The following is a 15,751-nucleotide window of genomic DNA, read 5'->3' as shown; positions in this document are numbered from 1 at the left end:
AAGTTAGCATTGCATAACTTAAGTGTCGAGAGGCACCTCATCGCACAGGCTGGTGAACTGCCTCACCTTTTGGTCGCGGCCACCAAGGTGATAGTTCCCGTCATGAGCCCGGCCTCGGAGTCGGGGGCGGGCACCGGCCGACCGACATCGGCCAGATACTGGTGCAGCGGCGCCGCTGCTGCATCCCAGCCCCGCGCGCCGAACCACTGATCCGCGGGCGCGTGTTGCTGGTTGTACACGAGCGTGAAAAAGGCGTTCTCCTCGCCGGAGGACAGCGCTTCTGCGCGCTTCGCCTCGAACGCGTCGTCCGGCATCGGAACCGCCTCCTCGATCGCCACGAAACTGCCCGGCGCCGCCAGCGCATCGATTCCAGCAAACAGCTGTTCCTGTGCTGTGGCGGGGAGATAGATCAACAATCCCTCGGCGATCCACGCCGAAGGGCGCGACGGATCGAAACCACTTGCCCGCAGGGCCTGCGGCCAATCCTCCCGCAGGTCGATCGCCACCTCGCGCCGTTCGGCCGTCGGCACTTCCCCGAGCCGGTCCATGGTGTCGCGCTTGAACTCCAGCACCCGGGGCTGATCCAGCTCGTAGACCACGGTGCCGTCGGCCCACGGCAGCCGGTAGGCCCGCGAGTCCAGGCCCGCCGCCAACAGCACAACCTGCTTGACCCCGGCGTCGATGGCCCTGGCGAAGTATTCGTCGAAGTACTTCGTGCGGGCGGCCTGGAAGTTGACGAAGGCCTCGCCGAATTCGGTCTGCAGCGGATGTTCTGGGTCGGTGCCCTCGACTGCGGCCGTCCACTCGCCCCCGACCGCGCGGCAGAATGCCTCGGCATGCCGGTCGACGGCAAGCGGATCAGGCTTCTTGGCCTCCAATGCCCTTGAGGCAGCGACGAATAGCGCTGTCTGCCCTACGCTCGTGGTGATATCCCAGTTGTCGTTGTCTGTTCGTCCGGTGCGCACGGCCGCGAGGGTACGCCGCGAATCTGACAGCTAAACCAGGGGACGACCGGTGCGGATCCGCCAGTCGAGATCTTTGAGCAGCAGGTTGAACGGGAACTGCCGTAAGAACGACGGCAGCAGATCGTTGATCGTGCGCAGGACCGCTATCAGCCGGTCGAAACGCCTCTGGCTCTCCGCATCCCACGGCAACCGCATCTCGTCCCGGAACCGCTGCGGCAGGAAACCCGTGGTGATGAGTAGAGCAGCCGCGTCGAGCCGGCGCTGCACCGCACGGGGCAGCTTCGGATTCTTGGGCCGGCCCGCCGCGATCGGATACAGATAGCCCCGCACGGTGTCGTCGATGTGCAGCTTCTCCAGCGACTCCTCCCAGTACCGGTCGAAGGCGGCGCGGTCGGCCGGCCACATGCCCTCGGGCACCTGCAGCGTGGTGCCCATCGTGACGCTGTCGCGGTAGTGCTGGTCGGCCGTCTCGTCGTCCAGCTCACCGACGAACATCCGGAACACGTCGACTCCGCCCTTGTACAGGCACGCAGCCACCCACAGCTGCAGGTTCTTGTCGAACGCGTTGTACTTCACCGGACTGTCCTCGGTGGAGTACACCTGCGCATGCGCCTTGTTGACCGCGCGCCGGTATGCGGCCTTCTGCGCGTCGGTGCCGCGGGTCGCGACGGCCAGGTAGGTGAAGGTGGTCCTGGCGCGCTTGATCGGGTGCAGGTCGGTGCGGCCGCTGTCGACGCGGCTCTCGACGACGCCGTAGCCGACGCCCGGATTGGCCAGCTGCATGATCACGTTGGCCGGACCGGCCAGCAGCGCCACACCCATCAGTCCGTCATCGAAGCCGGCGCCCCGCCTGCGGCGTTTGGGTGCGGCCGCCGGGCGCGACGAGTCACTCATCGCCCGTTCGACGTGCGGGATCGGTTCGCTGACCGTCATGGCCACCCCTTCTAAAACTGAGAACGTGTGATTCCTGATATTGGCCCGGCCGCGTGACAGGTGTCAAGATGTCTGGGTGAAGCAGGTCCGTCCGTACCGCGGCATCGAGGCGGCCGACCGCCTCGCGCAGCGGCGTCGTCAACTGCTCGAGGCGGGGCTGGACCTGCTCGGGGCCGAGGACGGCGAGGTGACGGTCCGCGCGGTGTGCCGCACGGCCGGGCTCGCCGCTCGGTATTTCTACGAGAGCTTCGCCGACAAGGACGACTTCATCGGCGCGGTCTACGACTGGGTCATCGCGGACATCGCGACCTCGACGCAGGCCGCCGTCGACGCCGTTCCGCTGGCCGAGCAGACCACCGTCGGCATGGCCAACATCGTGCACCTGATCGCCAAGGACCGGCGGATCGGCCGCCTGCTGTTCAGCGTCAAATTGTCCAACGAGGTGCTGATGCGCAAACGCGTCGAATCCACGGCGCTCTTCGCCACGTTGCTCGGTCAGCACGCCGGCGACGCGCTGCATCTGAAGGAGAACGACTACCTCAGGGCCACTTCGTATTTCGCAGTCGGTGGCGTGACCCAGACCATCAGTGCGTGGCTGTCCGGCGAGGTCGCGATGGCCCCCGAACAACTCATCAACCAGCTGCGCTCGATGCTCGATGCGGTGGCCGGCTTGCAACAACCGGGCAGTTGACGTGCCGGGCCCGGTGTTGCTGCGCCCCTCCGCGCTTCCCAGTCAAGTCGGGATCAGCCGGTGAATCTGTGCATCGCCGACGGCGCCCAGCCCGGATCTCCGGTCGTGGCGTAACCGACCCAGGCACCGTGCATCTCGGCGGCCAACGCAGCCGGAGGCTCGCCGGGGCCGAGCAATGCCCCAGGCCCGCGCAACGACGTCACCCCGATCCGGTCGAACACGAACGGCAGCTCAACCGCGTGCGCCGCGCCCAAGGCGCCATCCACAGCTTCAGAGCGCCAACAGAATTCGTAGCGGTGCGTCGTAGACCCATCCAGTTCTGTGTGGGCCTGAGCGGTGCGATCGCTGCCGGTCCGGAACAGCGCGTCACCGAGGATCGACGAGCGCAGCTCACCCCAGCTCGCCTGCGGAAAACGCTTGCGGTACCGCTGGATCAGAGCGGCCGGATCAGTTTCCACCTGCGCGGCGAGCTGCTCGACGTCGCCGCGGGTGGAGGAGTCGAGGTGGCCCTGCGGCATCAGGTACAGGTTGCCCTCCTCGGTGTTGGTCCCGATGAGCAGACCGACGTCGGGATTGAGCTGCTCCGCGGGCTGGTCGGCCAGCACGAGACTGAACGGACTCAGACCCAGCAGCGGGTCGAACCGCCCGTCGGTGCGCAGATCCAGCCCACCCAGCTTGGCCACCACGGCGACCAGCTGCTGGTCCGAAAGCCGGTCGAACGCAGCCGCCGTGGGCTCAACCGCCAGGGTCTCAGCCGCCGCCGTGGTCACCAATGCCGCTTGCATCGGGCTGAACGCACCGAAGCCGTTGCCGCTCTGCATGATTGCGCGGCGGATCAGCCGCTCTACGCCGGGCGTGCTCAGCACTCCGGCAGTGATCGTCGCGCCGGCGGACTGGCCGAACAAGGTGACGTTGCCCGGATCCCCACCGAATGCCTCGATGTTGGCTTGCACCCAGGCCAGCGCCGCCAACACGTCGAGCAGGCCTCGGTTGGGTACGGCCCCGGGGAGATCCAGAAAACCGGTGATGCCGAGCCGATAGGTGACGGTCACCAGAACTACGCCGTCGCAGGCGAAGGCAGTGCCGTCATACAGCGGCGAGCGCGTGGAGCCCGCCACGAAGCCACCTCCATGGACGAACACCATGACCGGCCGACGGCGCGCGTTCGGCGGAGTCCACACGTTGACCGTGAGGTAGTCGTCGCCGGGCACCCAGCCCGGCCCGAAGAACGGCGACATATCCAAGCGCCCAAAGCCGTTTCGGGGCGGCTGTGGTGCGGTCGGTCCGAGCCGAGTCGCATCTCGCAGATCGCCCCACGGCTCACGTGGTTCCGGAGCCGCGAAGCGACCTGAGGCGATGGGCGGTGCAGCGTAAGGAATCCCCAGGAAGGCCAGCGCGTCTCGGGTGCGCGTCCCGCGGACGGCTCCGCCGGCGGTATCGACGATGGGTTCAGCCATTCTCGGTCCCCCGTGTCAGTCGGTCGAACGGTGCCCATGCCTTCACGGCGAACCGGTCGCCGTCACGCATCACCTCGGCGGCTCCATGCCCGCCGAAATGCGCCGGGATCACCAGGGTGTTGGTGTCGGCTGCCTGATCCAGCACCCGACGTCGGGTGGCCCGCGCCTGCACCGGGTCCTCGCAGTAGCAACTGTTGGTGTCGGGCTCGACGATCTGCAGCGGGGTGTGCATCATGTCACCGACGAAAACAGCGTGGTCAGTTCCAGACTGGAGCCTGACCACCGCGGAGCCCGGGGTGTGGCCGGGTGCCGGTTCCAGCGTGAGGTTGGTATCGATCTGAAAGGTGTCCTCCCACAACGTGGTTTGTCCCGCTCGGTGCACCGGCGCAACGCTGTCGAGGAAGACGTTGTCCCGTCCGGGGACCGCGCCGCCCCGATTGGCCGGGTTCCAGAAATCGAAGTCGGCGCGCGGCATCAGGTAGGTGGCGTTCGGGAACGTCGGTATCCAACTGCCGTCATCGAGGTAGGTGTTCCAGCCGACGTGGTCGACATGGAGATGGGTGTTGATCACCACGTCGACGTCCTCGGGAGCGACGCCGGCCCGGGCCAGGTTCCCGAGGAAATCGGTATCCAGCCGATGCCACACCGGCGCGTGGGGCCGATCCTTGTGGTTGCCCACGCCAGTGTCGACCAGGATGGTCTTCCCCTCGCTGCGCAGCAGCCAAGTCTGGATCGCGGAGACGCAGACGTCGTCATCGGGATCATAGAAATCAGGAACCATCCATGCTTCGTTGCGCCGCCACGACTCCTCCGGGCTCTCCGGAAAGAACTCCCGCGGCGACAGCCGCACCGAGCCGTAGTACTCCATGACCCGGGTCACCGTGACGTCGCCCAACACGATTTCGTTCATGCCGCCAGCCTGGCAGCGCGGTGGACGGCCAACCAGGCCCAACGGTGCCTACCACTGGCAGGGATAGGCACGACGTATCAGACCGGCGGCATAGTGAAGTCATGACCACGGGACAACTCGGCGAATTCCTGCGGGCCCGTCGCGGGCGGCTGCATCCGGAGGATGTGGGGCTGTCACGGTACGGCGAACGACGACGAGTGGCGGGACTGCGGCGGGAAGAGGTCGCTCAGCTGGCCGGGGTCAGCGTTTCCTACTACACGCGGCTGGAGCAGGGGCAGTCGGTGAACGCCTCGGAGACCATCCTCGACGCGCTCGCCCGGGCCCTGCAGTTGGACATCCACGAGCAGGCCCATCTGCGGGAGCTGGCGTCCCAGCGTGCGCAGCCGCCTCGCCGCCCTCCGGTCGAGCGCGTCAGCACATTGACCCGCGATCTGCTGCGATCGCTGGACCACCTGCCGGTGCTCGTGGTCGGCCGTCGCACTGACGTCCTGGCCTGGAACGAGCTGGGCCATGCCCTGCTGGCCGGCCATGTGGATTTCGCGTCGGTGGACAACCCCGCGACACGGCCCAACCTGGCCCGGCTGCTGTTCCTCGATCCGCACACGCGCGACCTCTATGTGGATTGGCACCGCAAGGTCCGGACGGTGGTGGGTAGTCTCCGGCTCGCCGCGGGCCGGCATCCCGACGACGCACTGTTGTCCTCCCTGATCGGCGAATTGTCGGTCAAGAGCCCGGAGTTCGTCGCGCTGTGGGCCGATCACCGTGTCAAGCCGTGCGAGGCCGATTCCTACGAGCTGCGGCACCCGCTCGCCGGCCCGCTCACCGTCACCATGCAGAACCTGAAACTCGCCCGCGACATCGAACAATCACTGTGTGTGGTGACGACCGCGGAAGGGTCGAGTTCCGCGGATGCGCTGCAACTCCTCGCCCGCGGGAACCCGGACAAAAATATCCAAGCGTCCACGGCTGCCGGACGCGCATGATGGCGCCATGACCAACTCCGGACAGACTCCAGGCCGGGCAGTGGCCGACACCGGTGTCCTGGTGGCGGCCATCCGCGCGGAGGAAACCCGCCGCCCCGACCGGCTTTTCGAAGACCCGTTCGCAGCACGCCTGGCCGGTGAATCAGGGCGGCACATGCTCGCTGAAGCCATCGCCGCCAGCGGCGACAAGTCCACACTGCAGATCGTGGTGCGCACCCGCTTCTGGGACGAGGCGCTCCTTTCCGCGGTGCCGCCCGTCACGCAGGTGGTGATCCTTGCCGCGGGCTTGGATGCGCGGGCCTACCGGCTGCGGTGGCCCGACGGCACCACGGTGTTCGAACTCGATCAGCCCGCGGTGATCGCGGCCAAGGCTGAAGCGCTGGCCGACGACAAACCGCGGTGCCGACGGGTGGCGATCGGTGTCGATCTCACCACCGACTGGACCGATACCTTGCGAGCCAACGGCTTTGACGCCGGTCTGCCCACCGTGTGGTTGATGGAAGGCCTGCTGCAGTATCTCGGCGAGCGCGCCGTGCACACATTGTTCGAGCGGGTCGACGCGGTATCCGCACCCGGCTCCGTCCTGCTCTACGACATTGTCGGCAAGGTGCTGCTGGACAGCGTGATGCTGACCGCGGTCCGTGAACAGATGTCGCGCAACGGGGCACCGTGGCTGTTCGGCACCGACGCCCCGGAGCAGCTGTGTGAACCGCTGGGCTGGTCAGCAGCCGTCACCGATGTGGCCGAACCCGGCAATAAGTGGGGCCGCTGGTTCGCGCCGGCGGTGCCACTGGAAGTGCCCGGGGTGCCGCTTGGGTATTTTGTGACGGCGACCAAGTCCTGACGCCGAGGCGCCGGAAAGTCAGTGGATAACCGCTGCTGTCCGGAATCGACTATCCCGCACGCACCGGGGGGCGACGGTCCGCAGCGGTCTTGGGCGCTGCCTGTGCGTCGCCGTCGGTGAATTCCTTGGTCCAACAGGCGAATTCCAGGGTGATGCCGTCGGGGTCGAGGAAGTAGAACGACCGTACGTAAACGCCGGGATGCACTGTCGCCGACGCTTGCATCGGGCTGTCGTCATGGTTGAGCACCGGGCCGACCCGCACTCCCTTGGCCTTGAGCTTCTGCCGGTACTCGTCGAACTTCTCGGCCGGCACGTGCAGGGCGATGTGGTTCAGTGAGCCGGTGGCGCTGACGAATTCACCGATGCCGGGGATCGCCGCGGGCGCTGAAATGCCGGGCACACCGTCGGGCGCCTCACGGAACCAGAAGAACGCGATGCAGTCACCATTGCCCGCGTCGAAGAAGAAGTGCTGGCCCATATCGCCGGGCAGGTCCAGCGATTTGATCAGTGGCATACCGAGCACGTTGGTGTAGAAGTCAACGGTGCGTGCCATGTCGGCGCACACCAGCGCCACATGGTTGATGCCGCCGAACTCGAACTCCGGGTTGGGGTTGTTGGGCTTGATCACGTCGACACACCTCCGAGGCGGACACCGAACACTGGCGCAACTGCGAATCTGAATCTAACATCAGATTCAGATGTGATCAATGGTGTGCCAATTCTCGGCCCGCCCGGGAGTGAGGAAATCCGTGACCGTCAGCCCCCGAACCCCGTTGCCGACCGCGCGTGGCCGCCAAACCCAGGCGGCGATCGACACCGCGGCCCGTGCGGTGATCGCCCGTAAGGGCATCCTGGCCACGACGATCTCCGACATCGCTTCAGAGGCCGGCCGGTCCGCCGCATCGTTCTACAACTACTACGCCTCGAAGGAGGCCATGGTCCGCGAATGGGCCCTGCGCTTCCGCAACGAGGCCCGCGAGCGCGCGCTTCCGGCGACCGCGCCGGATCTCACCAACTGGCAACGCTGCCATCAGGCGGCGTCGGCGCACTGGATGACCTACCGGCACCGCCTGGCCGAGATCATCAGCGTGTCCCAGATGGCGATGATCGACGACGACTTCGCCGAATACTGGGACGAGATCTGCCAACTGCCGATCGCCATGATCACCGAGATGATCAAACACGCTCAGCAGCACGGCTTCTGCCCCGACGACGATGCGCACCTGACGGCGGTCGCACTGGTGTCGATGCTCAACCAGTTCTGCTACACCCAATTGTCCGGCGGGCGCGATGCCGCCGCCGACGACACCGCGTGCATCACCACGCTGGCCAACGTCTTCTACCGGACCATCTACCACGAGGGGAACCCGCGTTCATGAGCACAGCGTCACCGGAAGTGGTTCGCGAATTCGTCGGCCTGGAATCGCCGACGGCTCAGCGGGCCGGCGCGGGCGGATACCCGTGCCAGGGCCTGTATTACCGGAGCGCGGAACACAAGCCGACGGTCGCCGTGATCGCCACCCACTACCAGATCGACTTCTCCGAGCACTATCTCGCGGACCATCTGGCCGGCAGGGGTATCGGATTCCTCGGGTGGAACACCCGCTTCCGCGGATTCGAGAGCAGCTTCCTGCTCGATCATGCCCTCGTCGACATCGGAGTCGGCGTGCGGTGGCTGCGGGAGGTTCAGGGCATCGAAACCGTTGTCTTGCTCGGTAACTCCGGCGGCGGATCCCTGATGGCCGCCTACCAGTCCCAAGCCGTCGACCCGAATGTGCAGCCACTGGACGGGATGCGGCCGGCAGCGGGGCTGACAGAACTGTTGCCCGCCGACGGGTATGTGGCCAGCGCCGCCCACCCCGGGCGCCCCGATGTTCTGACCGCCTGGATGGACGCCTCCGTCGTCGACGAGAACGACGCCGTCGCCAGCGACCCCGAGCTCGACCTGTTCGACGAACGCAACCCCGCGCCGTATTCGGCGGAGTTCGTGGCGCGGTATCGCGCCGCCCAGGTCGCCCGCAACGAGAAGATCACCGACTGGGCCGAAGATGAGCTCAAAAAGGTTCAGGCGGCAGGATATTCGGACCGCCCGTTCACCGTCATGCGCACCTGGGCCGACCCGAGGATGGTCGATCCGACGGTCGAGCCGACCAACCGGCAGGCCAACCTGTGTTACGCCGGAACCCCGATCAAGGCCAACCGGTCGGCGCGTGGCATCGCCGCGGCCACCACCGTGCGCAACTGGATCGGCATGTGGAGCCTGCGACACGCCCAGACACGGGCCGAACCCCACCTGGCCCGGATCACCTGTCCCGCATTGGTCATCAATGCCGACCAGGACACCGGAGTGTATCCGTCCGACGCCAAACGCATCTACGACGCGTTGGCGAGCACGGACAAAGCCCAGTGCTCGATCGACACCGATCACTACTTCACCACTCCGGGTGCGCGCGACGAGCAGGCCGATACCATCGCCCGATGGATCGCGAAGCGGTGGCGGTGACCGGGTGAACCCCGGGCGGATCAGGGTCCTGGCCCACTTCACCCCCGGGGATAAGGTGCTGGATTTTCTTGCACCCCAACAAGACTGGTTGGACGTGACGTTCTGCGCCGAGGACGATGACATCAGATTCTACCGAGAACTACCCTCCGCCGAGGTGCTCTGGCATGTGTTGCGGCCGGTCTCCGGCGATGACCTGGAGCAGGGACTGCGCCTGCGGCTGGTGCACAAGCTGGGCGCCGGGGTGAACACCGTCGACGTCGACACCGCCACCCGGCTGGGCATCCTGGTGGCCAACATGCCCGGCGCCAACGCGCCGTCGGTGGCAGAGGGCGCCGTGCTGCTGATGCTCGCCGCGCTGCGCCGGCTGCCCGAACTCAACCGTGCCACCCGCGAGGGCAAAGGCTGGCCCTCGGATCCCAGCCTGGGTGAAACCGTGCGCGACATCAGCGGATGCACGGTGGGCCTGCTGGGCTACGGCAACGTCGCCAAGCGGGTCGAAAAGATCGTCATCGCGATGGGTGCCGAGCCGTCACAGGTGATCCACACCAGCACCCGCGACACCGGCCATCCAGGATGGCGCAGCCTGCCAGATCTGTTGGCGGTCAGCGATATCGTCTCGCTGCACCTTCCGTTGACCGAGTCGACCCGAGGGTTGCTCGACGGCAAGGCCCTGGCGTCGATGAAGCCGGGCGCCGTCGTCGTCAACACCGCACGCGGACCCATCGTCGACGAGTCAGCCCTCGTCGACGCACTGCGCACCGGGCAGTTGTCCGCAGCCGGTCTCGACGTCTTCGCCGAGGAGCCGGTGTCGCCAGGAAACCCCCTGCTGGAGCTGCCCAATGTGGTGCTCACCCCGCACGTCACCTGGTACACCGCGGACACCATGCGGCGCTATCTGACCATGGCGATCGACAACTGCCGTCGCATTCGCGACGGCGAGCACCTGGCCAACGTAGTAAACGCAGTCAGATAGGCCGACGGAGTGGCGCGCATCACGCCGGGGTACCCTCGGCCCAACCGACCGGTTATTCGAGACATGCCCCGGATGGAGGTGCCGCATGCCCATTGCGATCACGTCTGAGCACAGCGACCTGGCCGATTCAGTTCGGTCCCTGGTAGCACGAGTGGCACCGTCCGAGGTGCTGCACGAAGCCCTGGACGCGGACTGGCAGAACCCGATCCCCAACCCCCCGCCGTATTGGAAACCCGCGGCCGAGCAGGGCCTGCACGGCGTCCATCTTTCGGAAGCCGTTGGCGGGCAAGGTTTCGGGATCCTGGAGCTGGCCATCACCCTGGCCGAGTTCGGCTACGGCGCAGTCCCCGGACCGTTCGTCCCGTCGGCGATCGCCGGTGCGCTGATCTCGGCCGACAATCCGGAGGCCAAGGTGCTCGCCGGCCTCGCCTCGGGCGAGACCATCGCGACCTACGCCATCGACTCCGGTCTGACCGCGACCAAGCACGGCGATGGCCTGGTCATCCGCGGCGAGGCACGGGCAGTGCCCGCCGCCGCCCAAGCCTCGGTGCTGGCGCTTCCGGTCGCGATCGAGTCCGGCGTCCAGTGGGTCGTCCTCGACGCCGCCCAGCTGGAGATCGAGCCGGTGCGCAGTGTCGATCCGCTGCGCCCGCTGGCGCACGTGCGGGCCAACGCCACCGAGGTGACCGGCGATCGCGTGCTCGCCAACCTCGGAAGCACCCGCGCCAGGGCATTGATCACCACGCTGCTGTCGGCCGAGGCGATCGGCGTCGCCCGCTGGGCCACCGACACCGCCACCGCCTACGCCAAGATCCGCGAACAGTTCGGCCGGCCGATCGGCCAGTTCCAGGCGATCAAACACAAGTGCGCCGGGATGATCGCCGACACCGAGCGGGCCACCGCCGCCGTCTGGGACGCTGCCCGGGCTTTGGACGAGGCGCAAGAAGACGATTCGGCGACAACTCATTTCGAGTTCGCCGCCGCGGTGGCTGCCACCCTGGCGCCGGCCGCCGCGCAGCACACCACCCAGGACTGCATCCAGGTGCACGGCGGTATCGGATTCACCTGGGAGCACGACGCGAACGTCTACTACCGGCGCGCGCTCGTGCTGGCCGCGTGCTTCGGCCGGGCCTCGGACTACCCGCAGACGGTGGTCGATACCGCCACCACATCCGGAATACGCCCGGTCGACATCGACCTCGATCCCGACACCGAGAAGCTGCGTGACGAGATCCGCGCGGAAGTGGCTGGGCTGAAAGCGATTCCGAGCGGCGCGGAGCGCAATATCGCGATCGCCGAAGGCGGATGGGTGCAGCCGCACCTGCCCAGGCCATGGGGCCGCGCGTCAGAACCGATCGAGCAGATCATCATCGCCCAGGAGTTCAACAGCGGCCGTGTGCGGCGCCCGCAGATGGGCATTGCCTCGTGGATCATCCCGTCGATCGTGGCTTTCGGCACCGACGAGCAGAAGCAGCGCTTCCTGCCGCCGACGTTCCGCGGCGAGATGATCTGGTGCCAGCTGTTTTCCGAGCCGGGTGCGGGTTCGGACCTGGCCAGCCTGACCACCAAGGCCACCAAGGTCGACGGGGGCTGGCGCATCACCGGGCAGAAGATCTGGACGACGGGCGCGCAGTACTCGGCGTGGGGCGCCCTGCTGGCCCGGACGGATTCCAACGCTCCGAAACACAATGGCATCACGTACTTTCTGCTCGACATGAAGGCGCCGGGCGTCGAGGTCAAGCCGCTGCGAGAGCTGACCGGCAACGCGATGTTCAACACAGTGTTCATCGACGACGTGTTCGTGCCCGACGACATGGTGCTCGGTGAGGTCAACCGAGGCTGGGAGGTCAGCCGCAACACCCTGACCAACGAGCGGGTGTCGATCGGCAGCAGTGAGCCACCGTTCCTGGCCAATCTCGAGCAGTTCGTCGCATTCCTCGGCGCGGGCCAGTTCGACCAGATCGACCAGAACCGCGCGGGTCAGCTGATCGCCGAAGGCCATGCCGCCAAGGTGCTCAACCTGCGGTCTACGCTGCTGACGCTGGCGGGCGGCGACGCCATGCCGGCCGCGGCCATCTCCAAGCTGTTGTCGATGAAAACCGGCCAGGGATACGCGGAGTTCGCGGTCGCCTCCTTCGGCACCGACGGCGCCATCGGCGACCCGGAGTCGGAATTCGGCCGCTGGGCTGAGTACCTGTTGGCAAGCCGCGCCACCACGATCTACGGCGGCACCACCGAAGTTCAGCTCAACATCATCGCCGAGCGTCTGCTGGGCCTGCCGCGCGATCCGTAACTTCGGCGCGGGTCAGGCGTACCGTCGAAATAGGCGGCTAGCAGAAACGGTTGACACTCATGATGAGGACGTCACGACCACGCATTCTGCGCCCGGTGCTGCTGGGCGCAGCTGCGCTGTCGGTCGTCATCGCACCGACCGCCGTGTGGGGGCAGGTCTCCCCCGCGCCCACCCAAACCCACGCCGAGCCATGTGTGAACGGCGTCATTCCGTGGAACCCGTATGTGGTGAACTGCAACCTGCAGCCCAGGCCACCGCGGGTACGCGGTTCGGCTCCCGACGCCGGCGCCATCATCGCGTGCCGGGGCAAGCCGGGATGTCTGGCCTGGTACATCAACGGACCGCCGTGAGGATGCGACCCGAGACCATGACCGGCGACCGCAACGACGTCGAAAAGCGTTGGCACGATCCGCAGATGTTCAGGTCGGCGGCGGTCTATGCGTTGGCCGTGATCGCCGTCGCCGGGCTTGCCTTGGTGTTCTACGCATTCGACCATTCGACGCTGTCTGCAACGCTGGTGCCGACGATTCTGTTCGTCGGAGGGGTCGGCGCATTCGTCCGCACCTACCAGGTGTGGAAAGCCGAGGGGACATGGCCGATCTGGCACGGCGCGGGTTGGTTCCTGTTGGCTTTGTCGCTGATGGCTCTGGCGGTGCCGGGTTCGGCCATGCTCGCCTGACCGCGCGCCGGGAAAACTACGGCAGGATCGAATCGACGTAGCCACCGTCGACGCGCAGCGCACCGCCGGTGGTGGCCGAGGCCAGCGGCGAGGCCAGGTAGGTCACCATGTTCGCGATCTCCTCGGGCTCGATCAGGCGCTGGATCAAGGACTGCGGCCGATGCTTGACCATGAACTCCCGCTGCGCCTCATCCCACGGCAACGACTTGTCGACGAGCTGATACACGAAATCCTCGACACCGGCGGTGTGGGTCGGACCGGCGATCACCGAGTTGACCGTCACGCCGGTACCCGCGGCCTCCTTGGCGAAACCGCGTGACACCGCGAGCAGCGCCGTCTTGGACACCCCGTAGTGGATCATCTCGGCGGGCGTCACAATGGCCGAGTCACTGGCGATCTGCATCGCCCGGCCCCAGCCCCGCTCGGTCATCCCGGGCAGGTAGCTACGGATAAGCCGTACCGAGGCAAGGACATTCACGTCGAAGTAGGTACGCCACTGTTCGTCGGTGATCTCCAGCGGCGGCACCGCGCCGAAGATCCCGAGGTTGTTGACCAGGATGTCCACGGTGGGCAACTGACGCAGCAGGTCAGCCGTCCCCTCCTCGGTCGATACGTCAGCGGCGGCACCGAGGATGTCGAACTCGCCCAACTTGGCGACGGCCTCATCGACGCGTTCGGTCGTCCGGCCGTTGACGGCCACCCGGGCGCCGCTGCGGGCCAGTTGCTCGGCAATGGCCAGGCCGATGCCCTGGGTGGAGCCCGTGACGAGGGCTGTCTTTCCGCTGAGGTCGATGTTCACAGGGTTGTACTACCACCGCGGGCGGCAGACTATTCCAAGTTGCGCAGCTCGCGCTTGAGGATCTTGCCGGTCGGGTTGCGCGGCAGCTCGTCGAGGAAGACCACCTCGCGCGGCACCTTGTAGCGGGCCAGATGCTCTTTCACGTAGGACTTGACGGTGTCCTCGTCGAGGTCCGCCCCGTCGGCCTTCACCACGAATGCCTTGAGCCGGGCACCCCATTCCTTGTCCTCGACGCCGAGCGCGGTGGCTTCGACGACGTCGGGGTGCCCGCTGATCAGATCCTCGACCTCGGCGGGGAACACGTTCTCCCCGCCGGAGACGATCATCTCGTCGTCGCGGCCGCTGACGTAGAGCAGACCGTGCTCGTCGAAGTAGCCGACATCGCCCGACGACAGCATCCCGTCGATGATCTGTTTGCCGCCACCTCCGGTATATCCCTTGAACGGGAACGTGTTTCGCACGAAGATGCGGCCCACCTGTCCCTGCGGGAGTTCGTTGCCGTTGTCGTCGATGATCTTCACGGTGATGCCCTTGACCACCGGCCCCACCGTTGCCGGGTTGATCGACAGATCCTTGGGGCGCGCGATGCTCGCGAACGCGATCTCGGTCGAACCGTAGAGGTTGTAGACGACCGGCCCGAGTTCTTTGGGGGCACGCGAGGCCAGCTCGGCGCCCAACTGGGATCCGGAGACGAAGACGATGCGCAGCGACGACAAATTGGGCTTGGGTGTCATCTGCTCCAGATGGTCGAGCATCCGCGAGAGCATGACCGGCACCACCACCATGGCGGTGACGTGGTGTTTCTCAACGTCTTCCAACAGGGTGGCGGGTTTGAACCGGCGACGCAGCACCAGGGTCGTGCCCAGCATCATCGCGATGGTGGCATGCAGGAAGCCGAGCGCGTGGAACATCGGCGCGGGCAGCGAGGTCACCTCGCCGGCCTTGAACGGGACGTGCGACAGCACGCCGCCGATCGGGGCCAGCGACGGCGGGGCGGCACGGTTGGCGCCCTTGGGCGTCCCGGTGGTGCCGCTGGTCAGGATGATGATCGACGGATGTTGGCTGGCCTTGGGTGCGGGCCGGCCGTTGCTGCGCGCGATGACGTCGGCCAGGGTCTCATCGGTGCTGCCGGACGGCTTCTCGGAATCCGGGTTGACGCCCAGCGCCCGTAGCTTGCCCAATTCTGGTTCGGCATGGTTGACCGCGGCGGTGTACTCGTCGTCGTAGATGATCACCTTGGCGCCCTCGCGTTCGGAGACCTCTTTGATCTGTGGCCCCGAGAACTCCGAATTGAGCAGGACGATGCGGGCGCCCACTCGAGCCGCGCCGTACAGCGCGACCAGGAACCAGCGGTGGTTGCGGGCCAGGATCCCTACCCCGTCACCGCCCGTGACACCCATGGTGAGCAACTCGTGAGCCACCGCGTGTGCGGCGGCGTCGAGTTCTCCGAACGTGAATTCACCCTCGTCGTCGATGACCGCGACGCGGTTGGGGTGCCGACGCGCGTTGAGCGCCGGGATCATGCCGATCTCACCCCAGGTACGGATGTCACCCAACATGGCCACGATGTTCTGTGGCGGTTCCAGCCGCAGCGCGCCCGCCTCGAACATCTTGCGCGCGTAGTGCAATTCGGCCGCGCCGCGCTCCGCGTACTGCTTGGCCTTCGCGGTCAGGGTCGCCGGCAGATCAGACAGACTTGGCATGTCGCAACAATAAGTGAC

General features: G+C 66.6%; 16 protein-coding genes. 9 read left to right on the top strand and 7 right to left on the bottom strand.

The genetic code is table 11. The features are described 5' to 3' along the window. Nucleotides 1–62 precede the first annotated feature (62 nt). Nucleotides 63–965 (bottom strand): class I SAM-dependent methyltransferase, encoded by a 903-nt coding sequence (locus tag QQ25_RS03260; protein ID WP_039377112.1) that lies wholly within the window; start codon nucleotides 963–965, stop codon nucleotides 63–65. 30 nt (nucleotides 966–995) lie between these two features. After that, nucleotides 996–1,898: an oxygenase MpaB family protein gene (locus QQ25_RS03255; RefSeq protein WP_039377748.1), complete on the bottom strand. Its 903-nt coding sequence runs from the start codon at nucleotides 1,896–1,898 to the stop codon at nucleotides 996–998. Between the two features lie 76 nt (nucleotides 1,899–1,974). Between QQ25_RS03255 and QQ25_RS03250 the strand changes: the two genes are divergently transcribed. Continuing rightward, nucleotides 1,975–2,589 carry a TetR/AcrR family transcriptional regulator gene (locus QQ25_RS03250; RefSeq protein WP_039313321.1) on the top strand — a complete coding sequence of 205 codons (615 nt, stop codon included), beginning with the start codon at nucleotides 1,975–1,977 and terminating at the stop codon, nucleotides 2,587–2,589. Nucleotides 2,590–2,642: 53 nt separating this feature from the next. Here QQ25_RS03250 and QQ25_RS03245 read toward each other — a convergent pair whose 3' ends face one another. Beyond that, complete coding sequence (locus QQ25_RS03245; RefSeq protein ID WP_039377109.1) at nucleotides 2,643–4,046, bottom strand: carboxylesterase/lipase family protein; 1,404 nt, start codon at nucleotides 4,044–4,046, stop codon at nucleotides 2,643–2,645. Then, nucleotides 4,039–4,956: an MBL fold metallo-hydrolase gene (locus tag QQ25_RS03240; RefSeq protein ID WP_039377107.1), complete on the bottom strand. Its 918-nt coding sequence runs from the start codon at nucleotides 4,954–4,956 to the stop codon at nucleotides 4,039–4,041. The genes QQ25_RS03245 and QQ25_RS03240 overlap by 8 nt, the downstream gene beginning before the upstream one ends. A 101-nt stretch (nucleotides 4,957–5,057) precedes the next feature. On the opposite strand from QQ25_RS03240, the gene QQ25_RS03235 reads away from it, so the two are divergent. Together QQ25_RS03235 and QQ25_RS03230 are read left to right on the top strand one after the other, a co-directional pair. Further along, nucleotides 5,058–5,939, top strand: coding sequence for a helix-turn-helix transcriptional regulator (locus QQ25_RS03235; protein ID WP_039377104.1), 882 nt, complete (start codon nucleotides 5,058–5,060; stop codon nucleotides 5,937–5,939). A gap of 7 nt (nucleotides 5,940–5,946) precedes the next feature. After that, nucleotides 5,947–6,783 (top strand): SAM-dependent methyltransferase, encoded by an 837-nt coding sequence (locus QQ25_RS03230; protein WP_039377102.1) that lies wholly within the window; start codon nucleotides 5,947–5,949, stop codon nucleotides 6,781–6,783. A gap of 49 nt (nucleotides 6,784–6,832) precedes the next feature. Here the strand turns inward: QQ25_RS03230 and QQ25_RS03225 are convergent, their stop codons facing one another. Next, complete coding sequence (locus tag QQ25_RS03225; RefSeq protein WP_039377100.1) at nucleotides 6,833–7,411, bottom strand: VOC family protein; 579 nt, start codon at nucleotides 7,409–7,411, stop codon at nucleotides 6,833–6,835. Between the two features lie 121 nt (nucleotides 7,412–7,532). Between QQ25_RS03225 and QQ25_RS03220 the strand changes: the two genes are divergently transcribed. The 6 genes from QQ25_RS03220 to QQ25_RS03195 all read left to right on the top strand — a co-directional run bounded on the left by QQ25_RS03220 (nucleotide 7,533) and on the right by QQ25_RS03195 (nucleotide 13,231). Beyond that, a complete protein-coding gene (locus QQ25_RS03220) occupies nucleotides 7,533–8,162 on the top strand; it encodes a TetR/AcrR family transcriptional regulator (protein ID WP_039377097.1) in 630 nt (209 codons plus the stop codon). Then, nucleotides 8,159–9,286, top strand: a complete 1,128-nt coding sequence (locus QQ25_RS31065) for an alpha/beta hydrolase (protein ID WP_039377094.1) — start codon at nucleotides 8,159–8,161, stop codon at nucleotides 9,284–9,286. The genes QQ25_RS03220 and QQ25_RS31065 overlap by 4 nt, the downstream gene beginning before the upstream one ends. 19 nt (nucleotides 9,287–9,305) lie before the next feature. Then, nucleotides 9,306–10,259 (top strand): 2-hydroxyacid dehydrogenase, encoded by a 954-nt coding sequence (locus QQ25_RS03210; protein WP_039377747.1) that lies wholly within the window; start codon nucleotides 9,306–9,308, stop codon nucleotides 10,257–10,259. Nucleotides 10,260–10,344: 85 nt separating this feature from the next. Continuing rightward, a complete protein-coding gene (locus QQ25_RS03205) occupies nucleotides 10,345–12,552 on the top strand; it encodes an acyl-CoA dehydrogenase family protein (RefSeq protein WP_039377092.1) in 2,208 nt (735 codons plus the stop codon). A 62-nt stretch (nucleotides 12,553–12,614) separates the two neighbouring features. Beyond that, on the top strand, nucleotides 12,615–12,902 hold the full coding sequence (locus tag QQ25_RS31060; RefSeq protein ID WP_039313922.1) for a hypothetical protein: 288 nt from the start codon (nucleotides 12,615–12,617) through the stop codon (nucleotides 12,900–12,902). Nucleotides 12,903–12,919: 17 nt separating this feature from the next. Then, nucleotides 12,920–13,231, top strand: coding sequence for a hypothetical protein (locus QQ25_RS03195; protein ID WP_039377746.1), 312 nt, complete (start codon nucleotides 12,920–12,922; stop codon nucleotides 13,229–13,231). 16 nt (nucleotides 13,232–13,247) lie between these two features. Here the strand turns inward: QQ25_RS03195 and QQ25_RS03190 are convergent, their stop codons facing one another. Both QQ25_RS03190 and fadD2 read right to left on the bottom strand, forming a co-directional pair. Next, the gene (locus QQ25_RS03190) at nucleotides 13,248–14,030 is read right to left on the bottom strand and encodes an SDR family NAD(P)-dependent oxidoreductase (protein ID WP_039377090.1); all 783 of its coding nucleotides are present in this window, start codon (nucleotides 14,028–14,030) and stop codon (nucleotides 13,248–13,250) included. A gap of 29 nt (nucleotides 14,031–14,059) precedes the next feature. Continuing rightward, on the bottom strand, nucleotides 14,060–15,733 hold the full coding sequence (gene fadD2 / locus QQ25_RS03185) for a long-chain-fatty-acid--CoA ligase FadD2 (protein WP_039377089.1): 1,674 nt from the start codon (nucleotides 15,731–15,733) through the stop codon (nucleotides 14,060–14,062). Between the last annotated feature and the right edge of the window lie 18 nt (nucleotides 15,734–15,751).

The sequence above is a fragment of the Mycolicibacterium setense genome (assembly GCF_000805385.1).
Taxonomy (GTDB): domain Bacteria; phylum Actinomycetota; class Actinomycetes; order Mycobacteriales; family Mycobacteriaceae; genus Mycobacterium; species Mycobacterium setense.
Note: the sequence above shows the minus strand (reverse complement) of the source record. Positions and strands in the feature narration are given on the sequence as shown.